This is a genomic window from Neptunomonas sp. CHC150, assembly GCF_030397555.1.
Lineage (GTDB): Bacteria > Pseudomonadota > Gammaproteobacteria > Pseudomonadales > Balneatricaceae > Neptunomonas > Neptunomonas phycophila.
Genome location: NZ_JAPNXU010000010.1, coordinates 328,337 through 345,617, shown reverse-complemented (window position 1 = coordinate 345,617; position 17,281 = coordinate 328,337). Strand labels below are relative to the sequence as shown.

Genomic DNA, 17,281 nt, shown 5'->3' with positions numbered 1-17,281 from the left:
AGATCTGCGTTTAGTTTGCTTGCTCTTCATTCGAGAGCAACTTTTCATAGACGCCTAATGTGTTGTCTACTTGTTGATTGAGATAAAACTCTTTGGGTAAATAGAATTCTGGGTGCGTATCAAGCAGTTCCGCTATACGTTGGGCAAAGGCTTGGATGTTGTCTGGTTCCACTAGGCCTTTAGGGAAACCCGCGTTGAGCGATTCGCTAGCACCTCCTCGATCAAATGCGACGACGGGGCAACCACATGCCAAGGCTTCAGGTACTGTGCGCCCGAAGGGTTCCGCTTTATTAGACATATGGCAGGTCACATCTGCAAAGCCATAGAAAGCTTGGATATCTGAGCGGTGCCCCATGAAGCTTATATTATTTTCGAGCCCTAAACTTGATGTCAGTGAGAGAAGTTCAGATTGGTAATGCTCTTTTTGAGGCTCAGCAGAACCGACAATGACGCCATGGCAATCGGGCCTTATTTGTATCAGTAGATGCATCATTTTGATAAAAGCTTCTTGGCCTTTCCAGCGAGACAAGCGGCCGGGCATCAAAATAATTTTTTTATTCTCAAGCTCTGGGTACTCTTGTAAAAGAGATGCTCTCCATTGCGGATTACATGCGTTGGAATTGAACGATTTAGGATCAAGGCCGCGGTAAATTCTTGTGATTTTGGACGGGGGAATCTCATAGTTCGTAAGCATGTAGTCCTGCACGCAGTTGGATATAGCAATACAGTGCTCTGCTTTTGCCATAATAGCGCTGTACTTATTGACCGAGTACATACCGTGAAAAGTGCTCACTAAGCGAGGGCGGTTTTCTTTGGGAAGCTTGCGCCATGCGAGCCAAATAATCCATGCTGGAGCACGTGAGCGTACATGAATAACATCGGGTTTAAGTTCGTTAAGTATATGTCGTACGCGTCTAACCTGTAGGAGCGAGGTTAGTGATTTTTTGTGCACAGGTACAAGCAGATGAGTCGAACCATTATTTTCTAGTTCCTTTACTAACTGCCCACCATTTGACATGACGGTAGAGCGGTGGCCTCTTAAAACTAGCTCATTGGCGAACTCTACCGTTCCACGTTCCACCCCACCCGAATTGAGAGCGGGTAACACTTGTAAAACGTGCAATGATGGCTTGCTGAGTGTCATGAGGCATCTCTAGAAACAAAAATTTGAGAAATTATTACAGGAGTTACCCAGATTGTCTAAAGAATAGGTTGATACTATGGTAGTTTGTCCCTGTTTTATTTTTTAAGAATTCAGTAGTTAATATGTTTACTCAGAAAAAGCATCATTTACAAAGGGTTTGGATACGTCATGCACATCGTTAATATTTGTATTTGTACTTATATGCGTGAACAAATGTTATCAGATTGTTTGCAAAGCTTAGTGGCCGTTAACGTACCAGATGAAGTGACTGTGACGGTTAGTGTTATTGATAATGATGCATCAGGCAGCTCAGAGGGTTGCGTGAGTCGTGCAGCAGAAGCGTTACCTTTCACTGTTCGTTACATGCAGGAGGCCAAGAGAGGTATTCCATGCGCAAGAAATCGTGCCATTGAAGAGAGCATACAACATGGGGCTGATTTTATAGTCTTTATTGATGATGATGAAATAGTAACCGCTGACTGGCTGGTTAATTTGTACAATTACAATGTTCAAAAAGGAGGGAGAGCTGTTGTTCATGGAAAGGTTTCACAGCGACTACCTGACAACTTGCCGCCTTCTATACAGGGTCTCTATAAAGGAGGAAAACGATTCTCGGGTGAAGCGCTGAGTGCCTGTGCTACCGATAATGTATTAATTCCTATCCATTTAGTAACGGAGCTTGAATTGCGATTTGACGAAAGCAATCCCTTAGCAGGAGGAACTGATACTATTTTCTTTACGCAGGCTACATCAAAAGGGGTTGAAATTTTCCAATGCAATGAAGCGCTTGTGTATGAAACAATCCCAAAACAACGCGCAACCCTCAAGTGGCTGGCCAAACGCAAATATAGGGCCGGTATTACGGATGCCTGGCGAAAGTCTCAGCGAGGTCGCTCCAAAATTAGTATTGTCATGTCAGCATCGTTCCATGTAGTTGCTTCGGCTTTGAAAATGCTGCTGATGGCGCTATTGATGCGGGGGCTCGCAAGGAACCAGTCGTTCTTGAAAATGTGTCGGTACGCTGGTGTCTTTATGGGAGTATTCGGGGCCCGAGTCGATAGTTATCGGCATATAAATTAACTTTTATCTTAGGTTGTTTATGAGTAAAAATATTTTGCATGTGGCGAAGTTGAATAAATTTATACCGCCGTTTGTCGACTTCGTTGCAGACGAAATGCCAGCTGTTTTCCCTAATCAACAGTTTTTTTTTCTGGGGAATTCAAAGAAATATCCTTATAAAGATAGGACTAATATTAGTCATTATGGGAAAGGGCTGATTAGCTACTTTTTTTCAATATTTGCTCTCTATTGCAAAATGATGCGCGCTGATCGGGTTGTTTTACATGGACTATTCGATAAACGTGTTATTTATTGTCTTTTTTTTCAGCCATGGTCTTTAAAAAAGTGTTACTGGGTTATCTGGGGAAAGGATTTATATACGTACCAAGATCCTAAGAAAGGAAGTAAATGGAAACGCCTAGAATTTTTTAGAAGAAAGGTTATACGAGATTTAGGTTTTCTTGTTACTTACGTTAACGGTGATGTGGAGTTGGCTAGAAAATGGTATGGAGCTAAAGGAAAGCACCTTAACTGTATTATGTATACTACAAACCTTTTTTCAGAGATTGTGGTTCCTGAAAAGTCGAATAAAAAAATTAATATTCAAATAGGAAATTCAGCTGATCCTAGTAATAATCACTTTGATATTTTGGATATGCTAGAACCCTATAAAGATGAAAATATAGCTATATATGTGCCATTGTCTTATGGGAATAAAAAGCATGCTGCATCTGTTATAGAAGCAGGGCATAACATGTTTGGTGATAAGTTTTTTCCTATGCTCGATTTTATGCCTTTTGATAAATACTTGGCGTTCCTTGGTGATATCGATATTGCAGTTTTCAACCATAAAAGGCAGCAAGGTATGGGGAATATTATTTCGCTGTTAGGTATGGGGAAGAAAGTTTATTTTAGAAGCGATGTGACTTCCTGGGAAGTTTTAGACTCTTTGGGGTTAAATATTTATGATGTTAATAGTTTCTCGGTAGATCTATTGACGGATGATGAGCGTATTGCTAATAAAAAAATAATTAGAGAAAACTTCAGCCGAGAAAAGTTAGCAGATCAGCTGAAAGTTATATTTGAGGGATAAAATGGCTTACTACAGTCGATCTTCTTTAGAGAAGATGGGTTTTAAGTTTTTAGGGGAAAATGTAAAAATTAGCGATAAAGCTAGCATTTACGACCCTGAACTCATAGAAATTGGTGATAACTCAAGAATTGATGATTTTTGTGTCGTGTCAGGAAACATAAAAATAGGTTCCTATGTTCACATCACACCATTTTGTTTGTTGGCGGGTGGAGAGAAAGGAATCGTCATAGAAGATTTTTCAGCACTCGCATATCGAGTACAAGTGTTTACTCAATCAGACGATTACTCGGGCGAGACGATGACGAATTCGACTGTGCCGCAAAAATATAAGCATGAATTTAAGTCGAAAATTCTCCTTAAAAGGCATGTTATAGTAGGAGCCGGGTCGATAATAATGCCCGGCGTCACAGTTGCAGAAGGTTGTTCTATAGGGGCGTTATCTTTGGTTCTAAAAAGTACTATGCCTTGGGGGATTTATGTTGGAAGCCCTGCGAAGCGGCTAAAGGATAGAAAGAAAAGTTTACTGCAGCTCGAAAAAAAGTTTTTAAGCGAGAAGCTCAATGATTCCATTTAACAAGCCCCCGTACACTGGTAATGAAGACCAGTACGTATTGCAAGCCATGCATAGCGATAAAATTTCTGGCGATGGGGTATTTAGTAAGCGTTGCCAATCTTGGTTTGAGATAGAATTAAAGTGTGAAAAGGCTTTGCTAACACCTTCATGTACTCATGCTTTAGAGATGGCGGCATTGCTAATTGATATACAGCCAGGCGATGAAGTTATCATGCCAAGCTACACCTTTGTCAGTACTGCAAATGCTTTTGTCCTTCGAGGTGCAAAAATAGTCTTCGTTGATATACGTCCGGACACGCTAAATATAGATGAAAAGCTAATTGAGTCAGCCATAACTCCTAAAACGAAGGCAATTGTTCCTGTTCATTATGCCGGCGTTGCTTGTGAAATGGATGTGATTATGACAATAGCTGAAAAGTATCAGTTGTTTGTTATAGAGGATGCTGCGCAAGGAATGATGTCTACGTATAAAGGTAAACCTTTGGGTACTATTGGGCATCTTGGCGCTTTTAGTTTCCATGAAACTAAAAACTACTCCAGTGGTGGTGAAGGAGGGCTGCTAATTATTAATGATCAACAGTTTTCTGCTCGTGCTGAAATAATTCGTGAAAAAGGGACTAATCGTAGTCAGTTTTTTCGAGGAATGGTTGATAAGTACAGTTGGGTCGACTTAGGTAGCAGCTATTTGCCCTGTGATCTGCAAGCCGCTTATCTTTGGGGACAATTGGAAAGGGTAACAGAGATAAATGACTTTCGTTTGGATATTTGGTCTCGCTATCATGAGTCGTTTAAAGATTTAGAAAAGAAAGGATATGTTGAACGTCCTACGGTGCCGCAGAACCTTACCCATAATGCTCATATGTACTACCTTAAAACAAAGGATCTAGAGCAACGGACAAGGCTAATAGAACATCTAAAAAATGATGATATATTGGCTGTTTTTCACTATGTTCCCTTGCACTCGGCTACAGCAGGTAGCTCGTTTGGTCGTTTCAATGGAGTTGACCAATATACTACGTCTTTGAGCTCTGGTTTAGTGCGGTTACCTATCTGGTATGGTCTTGAAAAGGGGGATGTTGAAAAAATTTCCGATTCAGTCAGACTTTTTTATTTAAATGAATAGGTTTCTGCTTTTTTATTTTTCAAAGGTATATCTGCAGATAATTGTGCTGTTTTTGTTGTTGGGTTGATTGTTAATTGTAAGGGTTGGAGCGAGAAGGTTTGATATGAAAATTTTGGTTAGAAAAATCTCTCGTTTTTTTTTAAGACGAACATCTCAGGTTGTTTCTATTTTCTGTTTTAGTAAAAAAAGAAGGGCGAAATGTAGAGAGTTTTTTGATGATAAAATAATTGGTTTATACAAAGATGAAATACAAGTCTTTATTGACCGATACCCTGCAGTTTGGAGTGAAGAAGAGACTATTCAACACTTGTTAGAAAACAAGAGTAGCATCTGCCGTTTTGGTGATGGTGAGCTTAAGCTTATGGTCGGTGAGAAACATAAGTCATTTCAAGATGTAAACCACTCACTCAATAGTCGGTTAATTGAAGTGTTGAATAGTAATGTTCCTAATATTCTTGTTGCCATTCATCCCGTTAGGGACTTTGATAGTTTGGGACGTATTTGGCAAAAGTTTATTATCCGCATCGGTTCACCCGTATTAAATTTACTAGATAGCAACCGACGTTACCCTTCAATGGGAGTGTTTCGTGGTTTGCCAAAAAACACTAAAGAGAATTTGGTAAATCGTATCCTGAAAATCAAAAAACTTTGGGAAGGCCGTAAAATTTTATTGGTTGTAGGTGAAAATAGCCGATTTACTTTTGAAGAAGAGCTATTCAATAATGTTGAAAGTGTAGACTATGTTTATGCGCCTGCAAAAAATGCTTTTGAAGTATATGATGAAATAGTTAATAAGGTTAAGCAATATAATAAAGATGAATATCTGATTTTGATTGTGCTTGGCCCTACAGCTACTGTAATGGCTTATGACTTGGCTCTTGACGGATACCAAGCTATTGATTTTGGGCAAATGCCTGGTACTTATAAGCGAGCAAAGAAAGTCCTTTTTGGTAATGAAGAAGTAGTATTAAAAGAATTGCTGTAGTAGCTGACAGCTTTTTATGCGTTGAGTTTTGAAAGATTATGGGTGTTATGGATGAGCTGTAAAGTATGACGTTATATTTGAAAGAGTTGACCCCGTTTGCTCAGGGAGGAAACAGGCAGTGCTTTGTTCATCCGGATAATCCTAACCGGTGTATCAAGGTTAGAAGACCTGACTTTACGCTAGAGGATTGCCGTAGAAAGAAAGGTTTTCCTAAAAACTTAAAGCCTCTATCATCGTTTGATGACAACCTTGAAGAGTTCAAAGTTATTACCAACCTACATAAAATGATTGGTGGGGATTTATTTAGCCATATTTATCAATGCTTTGGCTTTGTTGAAACAGACTTAGGGGCTGGCTTAGAAACGGAGCTTGTTTTAGATGATGACGGGCGTATTTCCTTATCGCTCAAGCAGTATATTTGGGAGTATGGCTATTCTGATGCTTGTAAGAAGGCGGTTGCTGATTTGATTGGTTTTTGGGAGCACAATTTAATACCTTCCCGAGATATTTTGACCCACAATGTTCTCGTACAGCAAGGCGCTCATCAGGATATAAAGCGGTTAGTTGTAATAGACGGCCTTGGATCAGCATCAGCGATTCCTTTTCAGATATTCCCAACATTTGTAAAAAAACGTGCAGTATCAAACAAAGTGGAACGCTTTAAATATCGTATAGATGAGTTTGTTGCTAAGTGTGAAAGTGGGAAAGCGCCAAGTAAAGTAGGAATGCTAAATTATCGATAGCTTGTGGGCTGATTTTGCAATACAACAAGAACTTAGAGATGGCTATATAATATGAAATTAATGCAAATGCTTTTGTCTCAATCAGAGGCTGGAGCCGAAACTTATTTTGAAAAAGTTGCAGCCGCGCTTGCCAAAGATGCCAGTATTACTCAGCGACTTGTTATTGAAGAGCAGCCTTCTCGTGAGAAAAGGCTTCAAGCTTCTGGTGTGGATTTTAGTACTTTACCTATGGGGAAAGTAAAAAAGCCTCTGTTTTATAATTACTCTTTAAAAAAGCATGTTAAAGAGTTTGAGCCAGATCTTATTGTTACTTGGGTAAATAGGGCTTCTAGAAAGTGCCCTTCAACAAGTGCGGTCGTTGTTGGGCGACTAGGCGGTTATTACGATATAAAGAATTATAAAAAATGTGATCATTTAATTGTTAATACGCCAGATTTAGTTCATCACGTTGTTTCAAATGGTTGGCCAGAAACGAAAGTGAGCATGATTAGTAATTTTGGTGATCTGCCCGAAACGTTAGAGATATCAAGCTCGCTTCCAGAAATACCCACAGGACATAAGGTGCTTTTGGCTTTAGGTCGATTGCATCAAAAGAAAGCGCACGACACTATTATTAAAGCACTACCTATGATCCCAGACGCCACACTGCTGATAGCGGGTACAGGGGAGTTAGAAAACGAATTAAAAAGTCTGGCCGACTCATTAGGTGTATCCGAGCGCGTTAAGTTTTTAGGTTTGCGAAAAGATATACGTCAATTGTTTGATTTAGCCGATGTATGCGTTTTCCCATCGCGATTTGAACCTCTAGGTAATGTGGTTTTAGAGGCATGGGCAACAAATACGCCTATTGTAGCGGCGTCGAGTACCGGCCCTGCCTGGCTAATAACGCATAACGAAAACGGACTATTGTTTGATATAGATGATGTAAATGCTTGTGCATCCGAGGTTAATCGAGTGCTGTCTGACACTGCTTTAGTGGATAAACTAACGGAAAGCGGCTTTGCAGAGTTTAATAACAATTTCTCAATGGATGTTATTGTTAATAAATACAAAAATTTATTCGAAACATTAATAAAAGAAAAAAAAGAGCGTAGTTAGGCTTATCCATTCCAAAGTGAGCCTTAGAGTAAAGCCTTACTTATTTGTAAAGGAAGGCTTTGCCCTTCGGGTGGGTCTTAAAGCGTCTGTGCACCCACATGTATTGTGTAGGTGCCTTCATGATCATGCTTTCTATTACTTGGTTCACTTTTGTGGCGTCTGCTACATCATCGCCGGTAGGGAAGTCCTCCAATGGCGGAAGCATTTCAATAATGTAGCGACCTTGATCATTGCGTCTCATTGATAGTGGGATAACAGCAGCCTTGGACATTTTAGCTATGCGTGCCGTTGCGGTAATTGTTGCGGCAGGCACGCCAAAAAATGGCGCATAAACAGACAGCTTCATACCCATATCTTGATCCGGTGCATACCATACGGCCTTTCCGTCTTTAAGGCGGCGAACTAAACGGCGGATATCGCCACGCTCGATCAGTTCTTCAAAAAATACTTCGCGACCCTTTTTGCTTAGCTCTTCGATAACAGGGTTATTGTTTTTTCTATACATTCCATCAAAGCGCATATGTTGAGCTAAAATCCCGCCTGTTACATCTAAACAGGTAAAATGGCCGCTTAAGAAAAGGATGCCTTGCCCTTCTGCTTGAGCTTTTTCAACATGCTCAAAGCCAATAATATCACCCAGCGGTGTAAGCTTTTCTGGCTGAGGCCACCATGCCATTCCAGACTCGATCATCGCGATACCTTGGTCTTTAAAGACATCACTCAGCATCTGGTTGTGCTCTTTTGGAGATAAATGAGGAAAGCAGAGTGATAAATTGGTATCAGCTACGTGTCTACGATCTTTAGCAATACACATCAATATGCGCCCCAGCAACCGCCCGATCTTATGTTGGGCTGGTAGCGGTAACCTGTTAATAAGCCAAACTAGTCCAAGTCCTAAGAAGGTGGGCCAATAAGTTGGATGCCATAAGTTTTCTGGGCGCTTTTGTTTCATAACAACTATTTTTACTAACCTATTGTTCTCGTTCGGTGCCTATTCTAATCTGTTTTGCAGCAGATCCCTATAACCGATCATTTGCGTAGGTATGATCTAACAAGTGCCAGCGATTTGATATCGCTATGGTGTACAATGCAGTCTTTGATTTCAATACGTTGCGAATAATGAAAAAACAAACTACCCGAGAAATTAGTGGTCTTCGTCTTTATCTGCGCTTACTGACTTACATAAGACACCAGTGGCCACTCTTTTTGCTTAGTGTGGCAGGCTTTGCTTTATATGCCAGCACCCAAGCGGGCTTTGCTAAGTGGATGGAGACGGTTGTCCAAGCTATTGAGAACAACGCTATAGAGCATCGTGGTTGGCTGGCGCTAAGTGTGCTTGGATTATTTGTCATCCGAGGGCTTGGCACCTTTATGGGTAACTATTTCATTACACGTATTGCGCGTACGTTGGTGCACTGCTTACGCTTAGAGCTTTTCGCTCACATGCAAAAGTTACCGAGCACGTTCTATAACGCTAATAGCTCGGGTACTCTGCTTTCTAAGCTAACGTATAACGTTGAACAAGTAACAGGGGCGGCTACCAACGCCGTGAAGGTTGTTATTCAAGAAGGGTTAACTGTTATTGGTTTGTTTGGGTATTTGTTGTGGCTTAATTGGAAGTTGACGCTGATTTTCTTATTTTTAGGCCCATTTATTGGTTTTTTAGTGTCTTTTGTCTCTAAGCGCTTTCGCCGCTTAAGTAAGAAGCTACAACACTCAATGGGTAATGTAACGAATACGGCATCGGAGGCAATCAAGGGTTATCAAGTAGTACGTACGTTTGGCGGTCAAGATTTTGAGATGAACCGCTTCACTGAAGTAAGTGAAAAGAACCGTGATCAACATATGAAATTGGTGATCACTCAATCATTAAGCACCCCAGCTGTACAGCTGATGGTGGCTTGTGCGTTATCTCTATTGCTGTACCTTGCAATGGAGCCGTCTATTATGTCGACAATGAATACCGGTCAGTTCATTGCATTTATTACAGCGGCTGGCATGTTAACAAAACCGTTACGCCAATTAACGGATGTTAATAGCGTCATTCAACGCGGTATAGCGGCTGCGCAAAGCTTGTTTGAAGTACTGGATGAATCTCCAGAAAATGATAATGGTACCTTGGTTGCGAAGAACGTTGCCGGCGCTATTGCATTTAATGATCTGTCGTTTCGCTATCCGAATACGGATAAAGATGTGTTAAACCATATTAATTTGTCAATTGAACCTGGCCAGAATGTCGCGCTTGTTGGTCGCTCCGGTAGTGGTAAGTCAACGTTAGCGAGCCTGTTACCGCGTTTCTATGACGTGCCAAATGCAGAGCAGATTACGTTAGATAATCAGTCATTACAAAGCTATACGTTAGCCAGTTTGCGCAGCCAGATCGCATTGGTTAATCAGCAGGTTGTACTTTTTAACGGAACAATTGCCGATAATATCGCTTATGGCGATTTAGCGAACAAACCCGAAGAAGAGATTAAGCAAGCGGCGAAAGCGGCGCATGTGATGGAGTTTGTGGATAAGTTGCCTGATGGGCTTAACACCATGGTTGGGGAAAACGGAGTACTTCTCTCCGGCGGCCAACGTCAGCGTATTGCAATTGCTCGTGCTATTTTAAAAGATGCTCCGATCTTAATTATGGATGAGGCCACATCGGCGCTGGATACTGAGTCAGAACGCCATATTCAATCGGCGATGGAGCACGTGATGAGAAATAGAACAACTCTCGTCATAGCTCACCGACTCTCTACTATTGAAAAAGCCGACCTTATTGTGGTTATGGATCAGGGTGAGATTGTTGAGCAAGGAACCCATGATGAGTTGCTTGCTAAGCATGGCGCTTATGCGCAGTTGCATAACTTGCAGTTTGAGGACACGCCAGAGCATGCGTGAGTGGTCAAGATACGTTTATACGTGCTTGTTCTATATTGCAGTGCCAATACTCTTGGTACGTCTGTGGTGGCGTGGGCGAGAGTCTGCTGGTTACCGTCGAAACTGGTGGCAACGGTTTGGTTTTGTTCCTAAAGTCTCGTCTCGCTCAGGACCGCCCTTGTGGATTCATGCAGTCTCGCTGGGTGAGACAATTGCGATAGCTCCTTTGGTTCAGCGTTTGTTGGATCAATATCCCGATTTGCCAATAGTAATGACGAGCATGACTCCCACCGGGAAAGCTCGCGCAGAATCGTTATTTGGTGATCATATACAGCATTTTTATTGCCCCTATGATTTGCCTGACGCGCTGTTTCGGTTTATCAAACGGCTCAATCCGCTTGGCTGTTTAGTGGTTGAGACGGAACTGTGGCCGAATATGGTGGCTGCCTGCGAAGCTCAGAAAGTTCCTCTCATGGTGGCTAATGCGCGACTGTCTGCTCGTTCTGCGCGCGGCTATCATCGTGTAAAGTCACTTGCTTATCCTATGATGCGACGCTTTAGCTATTTAGTGGCACAAAGTGATGCTGATGCCGATCGTTTTCGTCAATTAGGTGTACCCGACGAGCGAATAGCGGTTTCTGGCAGTATCAAGTTTGATATTCATGTGGATCCTGTCCAACGGCGCGAGGGAGAGCTATTAAAACAGCGATTTACAGGGCGCTTTGTTTGCATGTTGGCCAGCAGCCACTCAGATGAGGAGGCTCAATTTTTAGCTGCGAGCCAGTCGATGCTAGCTCGGTTTCCTCAATTGTTGTTGCTGGTAGTCCCGCGGCATCCCGAACGTTTTGAGTCTGTGTATCAATACTTTGTCGATCAGTTGGGGATGGCGGCCGTGGCGAGGCGCTCTTTGCCAGCGTCTGTTACTGACAGTACGCGTGTTGTGGTCGGTGATACATTAGGTGAAATGCTATTGTTCTATACGGCCGCTGATGTAGTGGTGATGGGCGGTAGTTTTGTCGATGTGGGAGGGCATAACCCTGTTGAACCTGCAGCCGTGAAAACACCTGTTGTTATGGGGCCGTTTTATCATAATTTTGCTGTTATTTGCGATGCGATGGTGGAATCTGGTGGTATGGCCTATGTGGAATCGATGTCCCAGGCGCTTGAAAAGACTGCTTCTATGATGGTTGAGCCCGCTCCGTTGTTGGGCATGGGGGCGGCAGCTTTTGCCTATGCCGAATCTCAGCGTGGTGCGCTAGACCAGTTATTTCTGCAGGTGGAAAAGCGCTTGATTAACCCGCCGGTCTGAACAAGCGCTTTGTTTTATTCATTGCCGCTTAAATATCAAAGCTCAGTGACTCGCCTGCTTGATCTAAAAAAGCCGCTTCAAACACAGAGCGGATAGTCGCTTTGTCGCTGTCGCGTACCCACGTTTTAAGCTCAGCATCATAGTCAAAGTGGAATCCCCCCGTTTTAGTGGCTAGCCATAGTTGTCGGACGGGAGTCTGGCGAGTGAAGATTATTTGGCTTTTATTCTCACATTTAATGGTTAGAACGCCACCGCTAATCAAATAGTCCAAGTCGGTTTCAGCGTCATCTAGTTTTTCTTCTACGCTAATCAGGGTTTCGTCTACGAGGGCGTAAAATTCGCTTTCTGTCATCATGGCGGGAGTCTGTCCTAAAAGTACGAAGAGCAAGTATGTAGTTGCTAGTATACCAGTAAAATCCGGAATGATCCGAGGCTTAGCCTGCTCATAAGGTTCAAGTTAGACAAGATTACAGGGTATAATCAGGGTAATTTTTTTGAATGAGCAGGCCTCAACGTGAAACAGCGCTGTATTTTATTCGTAGGTATACTTTTGCTAGCAGGCTGTGGCCAAAAAGGGCCTTTGTATCTACCCAAAGCTGAAGCGGAAAAAGCCCCAGAAGGGCAAGAGACGCAGCCTCTTGAGGCGACAAGCAAAGCTGTCGCCGAATAGTATTTAGTTAATGTAATTAACGACCCTTTGAGTGGTTACGCGAAGCGGCCACGATCAACCAGTAGCTAGCCGGCAATATCATTGCAATCACGCTTGATCGCTGTCTAGTCGCAGTAGAGAAATATGATGGATAACTTTGAGTACCGTAACAACCAGCTTTTTTGTGAAGACGTCGCTCTTGCAGACGTAGCGAAAGAGTTCGGAACGCCCGTTTATGTTTATTCGCGTGATGCAATTGAACGTGCCTTTTTGGGATATGCACAAGCATTGGAAGGGCACGATGCATTAGTGTGTTTCGCCGTTAAGGCAAACAGTAATTTGGCGGTGCTAAATGTGCTAGCGCGCTTGGGTGCAGGGTTCGATATTGTCTCTCTGGGCGAACTAGAGCGAGTACTAAAGGCTGGCGGTAAGCCTGAAAAAATCGTTTTCTCTGGTGTAGGCAAGCAAGCTCACGAGATTGAGCGCGCACTAAAAGTCGGAATTCACTGCTTCAATATAGAATCCGAAGCAGAGCTTGATCGTGTGAATGATGTCGCGGGCCAGTGCGGTATTAATGCCGCGATTTCGTTCCGTGTTAATCCTGATGTTGATGCCGGAACACATCCGTACATTTCTACGGGTTTAAAAGATAATAAATTTGGTATTGCTATTGATGAAGCTGAGCGTATCTACGCGAAAGCAGCCGCCATGCAACATGTTGATGTCGTGGGAATGGATTGTCATATAGGTAGCCAGTTAACAGAAATAGCTCCTTTTATGGATGCTATGGATCGGCTGTTGGTGCTGGTAGATAAACTGGCAGCGTCTGGAATTGTAATAAAGCACCTAGACATGGGAGGTGGTTTAGGCGTTTGTTATACCGACGAAGTACCGCCTTCGCCGCAAGATTACATCAGTGCTGTGCTCAAAAAGCTAGAGGGTCGTGATCTGGGGCTTATTTTTGAACCAGGGCGCTCTATTGTGGCTAATGCTGGGGTGATGTTGACTCAAGTGGAATTTTTAAAGTGCAACGAGAGTAAAAACTTTGCGATTGTTGATGCGGCTATGAATGATTTAATCCGCCCGGCACTTTACAGCGCTTACCAAGAGATCATACCGGTTTCAGTTAGAGAGGAAGGCAAACCAGTAACCTATGACCTTGTTGGCCCTATTTGCGAGACAGGCGATTTCATTGGAAAAGATCGTGCGCTTACGATCGAAGCGGGCGATTTGCTAGCGGTTTGCTCAGCGGGTGCTTACGGTTTTGTAATGAGCTCAAACTATAACTCTCGTGGCCGCGCCGCTGAAGTTATGGTTGACGATAATAACGTATACGAAGTACGTGCCCGTGAGACATTGCACGACATTATGCGTGGTGAACAAACATTGCCTGCGGGTAACTGAGACGAGTTGTAAGCTATGTTGGTACGTTTTACGAAAATGCACGGCTTAGGTAATGATTTCATGGTGATTGATCTCGTTACACAGCGCGTGCGCCTCAGTGAGGAAAAAGTTAAATGGCTAGCGAATAGGCATACAGGTATTGGGTTTGATCAACTGCTAATTGTAGAAGCGCCCAGTGATCCGGATGTTGATTTTCGCTACCGCATCTATAATGCCGACGGGTCGGAAGTGGAGCATTGCGGTAATGGGGCTCGTTGCTTTGCTCGTTTTGTGCTGGATAAGCGATTAACTTGCAAGCGAGAAATTGTGGTAGAAACAGCGCAAGGGCGTGCCATTTTAAATGTACGTGATGATAATCTGGTTGAGGTCAATATGGGGCCTCCCGTGTTGTCCCCGTCAGGAATCCCTTTTATCGCAGACACAAAGCGTGCTGTTTATGAGGTTGATGTTGACGGTCAGACTGTATCGCTATCGGCTGTTTCTATGGGCAATCCTCATGGCGTGTTGGTCGTGGATAATGTCGATACCGCGCCTGTTGAAACGCTAGGACCATTATTGGAGAAGCACCCTCAGTTTCCGGCGAAAGCTAATATTGGATTTATGCAGGTCGTTTCCGGTTCAGAGATACGCCTGCGTGTCTTCGAGCGAGGAGCAGGAGAAACTTTAGCCTGTGGCACAGGTGCATGCGCGGCTGTTGTAGCCGGGCGGCTTCAAGGTATTCTTGATAACCATGTCACTGTGCACTTACTAGGTGGGGATTTAGAAATCTCTTGGAAAGGCAGTGAAATCGACCCCGTTATAATGACAGGCCCCGCGACCAGTGTTTTTGAAGGACAAATTTATTTATGAGCCAGGATGACACGCGCAACACCCCAAATGACGATCACTTAACGGACGACACGGCCGACGTTGAAGTTATGCCAATAGATGCTGAACAAGTGGCTGATTACTTGGGCAAGAACCCAGATTTCTTCATGAGTCATCCCGCTTTGTTAGAGGTGATGAGTGTCCCTCATAATGCGGGTAAGGCCGTTTCTCTTGTAGAGCGTCAAACATCTTTATTACGCGAACGTAACCGACAATTGACACTCCATATGGGAGATCTGATTGATATCGCTCGCCATAATGACTCTCAGTTTGAAAAGACTAAACGCATGGTGCTTGCTCTTTTGGATTCGGCTACGTTAGATGATGTAGCGGTCGCATTGGAAGAAAGCTTGTGTCGTGATTTTTATGGCGATGCCACGTCATTGGTATTGTTTGCCGATCAGCCTCTCAATGTAAATAACTTAACAATGATCCCTCGTTCAACGGCGGGCGTTGTCGAGTCTTTGATTAAAACGAACCTCCCTACCTGTGGACAACTGCAGTTAGTTGAAAACCGTTTTTTATTTGGTGATGAGGCCAATGAGGTTCATTCGGCGGCAGTAGTGCCATTAGTTAAAGGCGACGCGATTGGGTTGTTGGCAATAGGTAGTCACGACCCGTACTATTTCCAACGTAGCCAGGGTACATTATTCCTAAGCTATGTCGGTGAAGTATTAAGCCGCGTTGTTAGTCGGATTCTGCACGAAGAACCGGCATGATAAGCTCCACGTCATTCTCTGACCGCCTAGCGCCGCTAATCGATCAGTTTATGACGTTCTTACACAGTGAACGTCAATTAGCAGCTAATACTCAACTCCATTATCGACGAGACTTAGAGCGTTTGATGGACTTTGTTGCTGACAGCCGAATAGACCAATGGGGCCAAGTCAGCGAGCGTCATATTCGGGCGTTTATTGCTGAGCTTCATCGTGATGAACTCAGTGCAAAGAGTATTCAGCGTCAGCTATCTTCTATCCGTAGCTTTTATCGCTTTTTAGTAGCCGAAGGCCTCAGTGATGCTAACCCTGCTTTGGGAGTTAAAGCGCCTAAAGCGGGCAGGCACTTGCCAGAGACACTCGATACTGACCAGCTAAGCCATCTGCTGTCTTTCCCTGTTGAGGATGCTATATCGGCTCGAGATAAAGCCATGCTTGAGCTGGTATATTCGTCTGGTTTGCGGGTGTCAGAGTTAGTAAGTCTGAATATTCATGATGTCGATTTACGAGCGGGTAGCTTAGTTGTTACCGGTAAGGGCAATAAAACTCGAATGTTACCCGTGGGCCGCATGGCGGTCAGTGCATTACAGCTCTGGATCACCCATCGACAAGCGTGGGCCAGTTATACGGGGCCAGATCAAGATGCGCTGTTTATTGCTAAAAAAGGCCAGCGATTAACAGTGCGCAGTGTGCAATTGCGGTTTGATCACTGGGCTAAGCGCATGCATACGCAGGGTAAAGTATACCCACACCGTTTACGTCATAGTTTTGCCAGCCACGTGTTGGAGTCTAGTGGTGATTTACGTGCAGTACAGGAACTACTTGGCCATGAAGATATCTCTACTACACAGGTGTACACCCATTTAGACTTTCAACACTTAATGGATGTTTACGAAAAAGCACACCCGAGAGCACGGAAAAAAGATGATTAAATGTATTACTTTCGATCTGGATGATACCTTGTGGGCTGTTGACCCTGTCATTGAAGTGGCTAATGAGCGTTTGTTTAGTTGGATGCAAGCTAATGCGCCGTTATTTGTTGAACGCCACAGCGTTGAAGATATAAAGGGCAGGCTACGGACTAAGGTTGTAGAAGCGTCTCCGCATATTGCTCACAGTGTTACTCAGGTTCGCCTGGCGGCTCTGGAAGCTGGCTTTCTTGAAGCAGGCTATCCGAAGGAGCAAGTAGTGGATTTGGTCGAGGCTAGCTTTCGCGTATTTTACGATGCGCGCCAAGAGGTCAGCTTTTTTGAGCATGCACTAAGCATGGTAGAAGGTCTCAAAAAGGAGGGGTATCAGGTAGGCGCAATTAGCAATGGCAATGCCAGCATTTATAAAGTGGGCTTAGGCCATTGCATGGACTTCCAGCTCAATGCTGATGAGGCCGGTGTTGAAAAGCCGCATCCTGATATTTTTGAGCAGGTTTTAGCGGCGCAGAACTTGCGTCCAGAGCAGGTCATCCATATTGGTGATAACCCGGTAGCCGATGTTCAAGGAGCGGCTGAGGTAGGGATGTGGACTATTTGGGTGAATCTCAAAGGTGAAAAGTGGCCTGGTGGCCCCAAAGCAACTGCCGATGTGACATGTTTGTCACAGATCCCCGCCGCGGTTGCGTCTATTAATCAGCGTCGCCGAGCCTGTTTGTAACA

Annotated in this window: 18 protein-coding genes; 15 read left to right on the top strand and 3 right to left on the bottom strand. The window is 43.6% G+C overall.

The features are described 5' to 3' along the window. Positions 1 to 10 precede the first annotated feature (10 nt). Positions 11 to 1,144: a glycosyltransferase family 4 protein gene (locus tag OW491_RS13360; protein WP_290036452.1), complete on the bottom strand. Its 1,134-nt coding sequence runs from the start codon at positions 1,142 to 1,144 to the stop codon at positions 11 to 13. A gap of 168 nt (positions 1,145 to 1,312) precedes the next feature. Here OW491_RS13360 and OW491_RS13355 point away from each other — a divergent pair, with 168 nt between their 5' ends. The 7 genes from OW491_RS13355 (at position 1,313) to OW491_RS13325 (ending at position 7,819) form a co-directional block, all read left to right on the top strand. Next, the gene (locus tag OW491_RS13355; protein WP_290036450.1) at positions 1,313 to 2,224 is read left to right on the top strand and encodes a glycosyltransferase family A protein; all 912 of its coding nucleotides are present in this window, start codon (positions 1,313 to 1,315) and stop codon (positions 2,222 to 2,224) included. A 19-nt stretch (positions 2,225 to 2,243) separates the two neighbouring features. After that, positions 2,244 to 3,296 (top strand): TDP-N-acetylfucosamine:lipid II N-acetylfucosaminyltransferase, encoded by a 1,053-nt coding sequence (locus tag OW491_RS13350; RefSeq protein ID WP_290036449.1) that lies wholly within the window; start codon positions 2,244 to 2,246, stop codon positions 3,294 to 3,296. A 1-nt stretch (position 3,297) separates the two neighbouring features. Further along, complete coding sequence (locus OW491_RS13345) at positions 3,298 to 3,870, top strand: acyltransferase (protein ID WP_075179219.1); 573 nt, start codon at positions 3,298 to 3,300, stop codon at positions 3,868 to 3,870. Continuing rightward, complete coding sequence (rffA, locus tag OW491_RS13340) at positions 3,857 to 4,993, top strand: dTDP-4-amino-4,6-dideoxygalactose transaminase (RefSeq protein ID WP_290036447.1); 1,137 nt, start codon at positions 3,857 to 3,859, stop codon at positions 4,991 to 4,993. The genes OW491_RS13345 and rffA overlap by 14 nt, the downstream gene beginning before the upstream one ends. A gap of 103 nt (positions 4,994 to 5,096) precedes the next feature. Then, positions 5,097 to 5,978: a GT-D fold domain-containing glycosyltransferase gene (locus OW491_RS13335; RefSeq protein WP_290036445.1), complete on the top strand. Its 882-nt coding sequence runs from the start codon at positions 5,097 to 5,099 to the stop codon at positions 5,976 to 5,978. Positions 5,979 to 6,043: 65 nt separating this feature from the next. Further along, a complete protein-coding gene (locus OW491_RS13330) occupies positions 6,044 to 6,721 on the top strand; it encodes a YrbL family protein (protein ID WP_290036443.1) in 678 nt (225 codons plus the stop codon). Between the two features lie 51 nt (positions 6,722 to 6,772). After that, entirely contained in the window at positions 6,773 to 7,819 is a 1,047-nt protein-coding gene (locus OW491_RS13325; RefSeq protein ID WP_290036441.1) for a glycosyltransferase, read from the top strand. Between the two features lie 40 nt (positions 7,820 to 7,859). Here OW491_RS13325 and lpxL read toward each other — a convergent pair whose 3' ends face one another. Next, entirely contained in the window at positions 7,860 to 8,771 is a 912-nt protein-coding gene (gene lpxL, locus OW491_RS13320) for an LpxL/LpxP family Kdo(2)-lipid IV(A) lauroyl/palmitoleoyl acyltransferase (protein WP_290036439.1), read from the bottom strand. A 167-nt stretch (positions 8,772 to 8,938) separates the two neighbouring features. Here lpxL and msbA point away from each other — a divergent pair, with 167 nt between their 5' ends. Beyond that, positions 8,939 to 10,708, top strand: coding sequence for a lipid A export permease/ATP-binding protein MsbA (gene msbA, locus OW491_RS13315; RefSeq protein ID WP_075179305.1), 1,770 nt, complete (start codon positions 8,939 to 8,941; stop codon positions 10,706 to 10,708). Further along, positions 10,701 to 11,996 carry a lipid IV(A) 3-deoxy-D-manno-octulosonic acid transferase gene (gene waaA, locus OW491_RS13310; protein ID WP_290036437.1) on the top strand — a complete coding sequence of 432 codons (1,296 nt, stop codon included), beginning with the start codon at positions 10,701 to 10,703 and terminating at the stop codon, positions 11,994 to 11,996. Before msbA ends, waaA begins: the two co-directional genes overlap by 8 nt. A gap of 28 nt (positions 11,997 to 12,024) precedes the next feature. Here the strand turns inward: waaA and cyaY are convergent, their stop codons facing one another. After that, positions 12,025 to 12,351 (bottom strand): iron donor protein CyaY, encoded by a 327-nt coding sequence (gene cyaY, locus OW491_RS13305; RefSeq protein WP_246283303.1) that lies wholly within the window; start codon positions 12,349 to 12,351, stop codon positions 12,025 to 12,027. 159 nt (positions 12,352 to 12,510) lie between these two features. On the opposite strand from cyaY, the gene OW491_RS13300 reads away from it, so the two are divergent. From OW491_RS13300 to OW491_RS13275, 6 genes are all read left to right on the top strand, one after another. After that, entirely contained in the window at positions 12,511 to 12,666 is a 156-nt protein-coding gene (locus tag OW491_RS13300; RefSeq protein ID WP_083609879.1) for a lipoprotein, read from the top strand. Positions 12,667 to 12,792: 126 nt separating this feature from the next. Next, positions 12,793 to 14,049 (top strand): diaminopimelate decarboxylase, encoded by a 1,257-nt coding sequence (gene lysA, locus OW491_RS13295; protein WP_075179213.1) that lies wholly within the window; start codon positions 12,793 to 12,795, stop codon positions 14,047 to 14,049. 15 nt (positions 14,050 to 14,064) lie between these two features. Further along, positions 14,065 to 14,898, top strand: a complete 834-nt coding sequence (gene dapF, locus OW491_RS13290) for a diaminopimelate epimerase (protein WP_290036433.1) — start codon at positions 14,065 to 14,067, stop codon at positions 14,896 to 14,898. Beyond that, complete coding sequence (locus OW491_RS13285; RefSeq protein WP_277252677.1) at positions 14,895 to 15,635, top strand: DUF484 family protein; 741 nt, start codon at positions 14,895 to 14,897, stop codon at positions 15,633 to 15,635. The genes dapF and OW491_RS13285 overlap by 4 nt, the downstream gene beginning before the upstream one ends. After that, positions 15,632 to 16,564 (top strand): tyrosine recombinase XerC, encoded by a 933-nt coding sequence (gene xerC, locus OW491_RS13280; RefSeq protein ID WP_075171023.1) that lies wholly within the window; start codon positions 15,632 to 15,634, stop codon positions 16,562 to 16,564. The genes OW491_RS13285 and xerC overlap by 4 nt, the downstream gene beginning before the upstream one ends. Then, positions 16,557 to 17,279 (top strand): HAD family hydrolase, encoded by a 723-nt coding sequence (locus OW491_RS13275; protein ID WP_075171024.1) that lies wholly within the window; start codon positions 16,557 to 16,559, stop codon positions 17,277 to 17,279. Before xerC ends, OW491_RS13275 begins: the two co-directional genes overlap by 8 nt. Positions 17,280 to 17,281 lie beyond the last annotated feature (2 nt).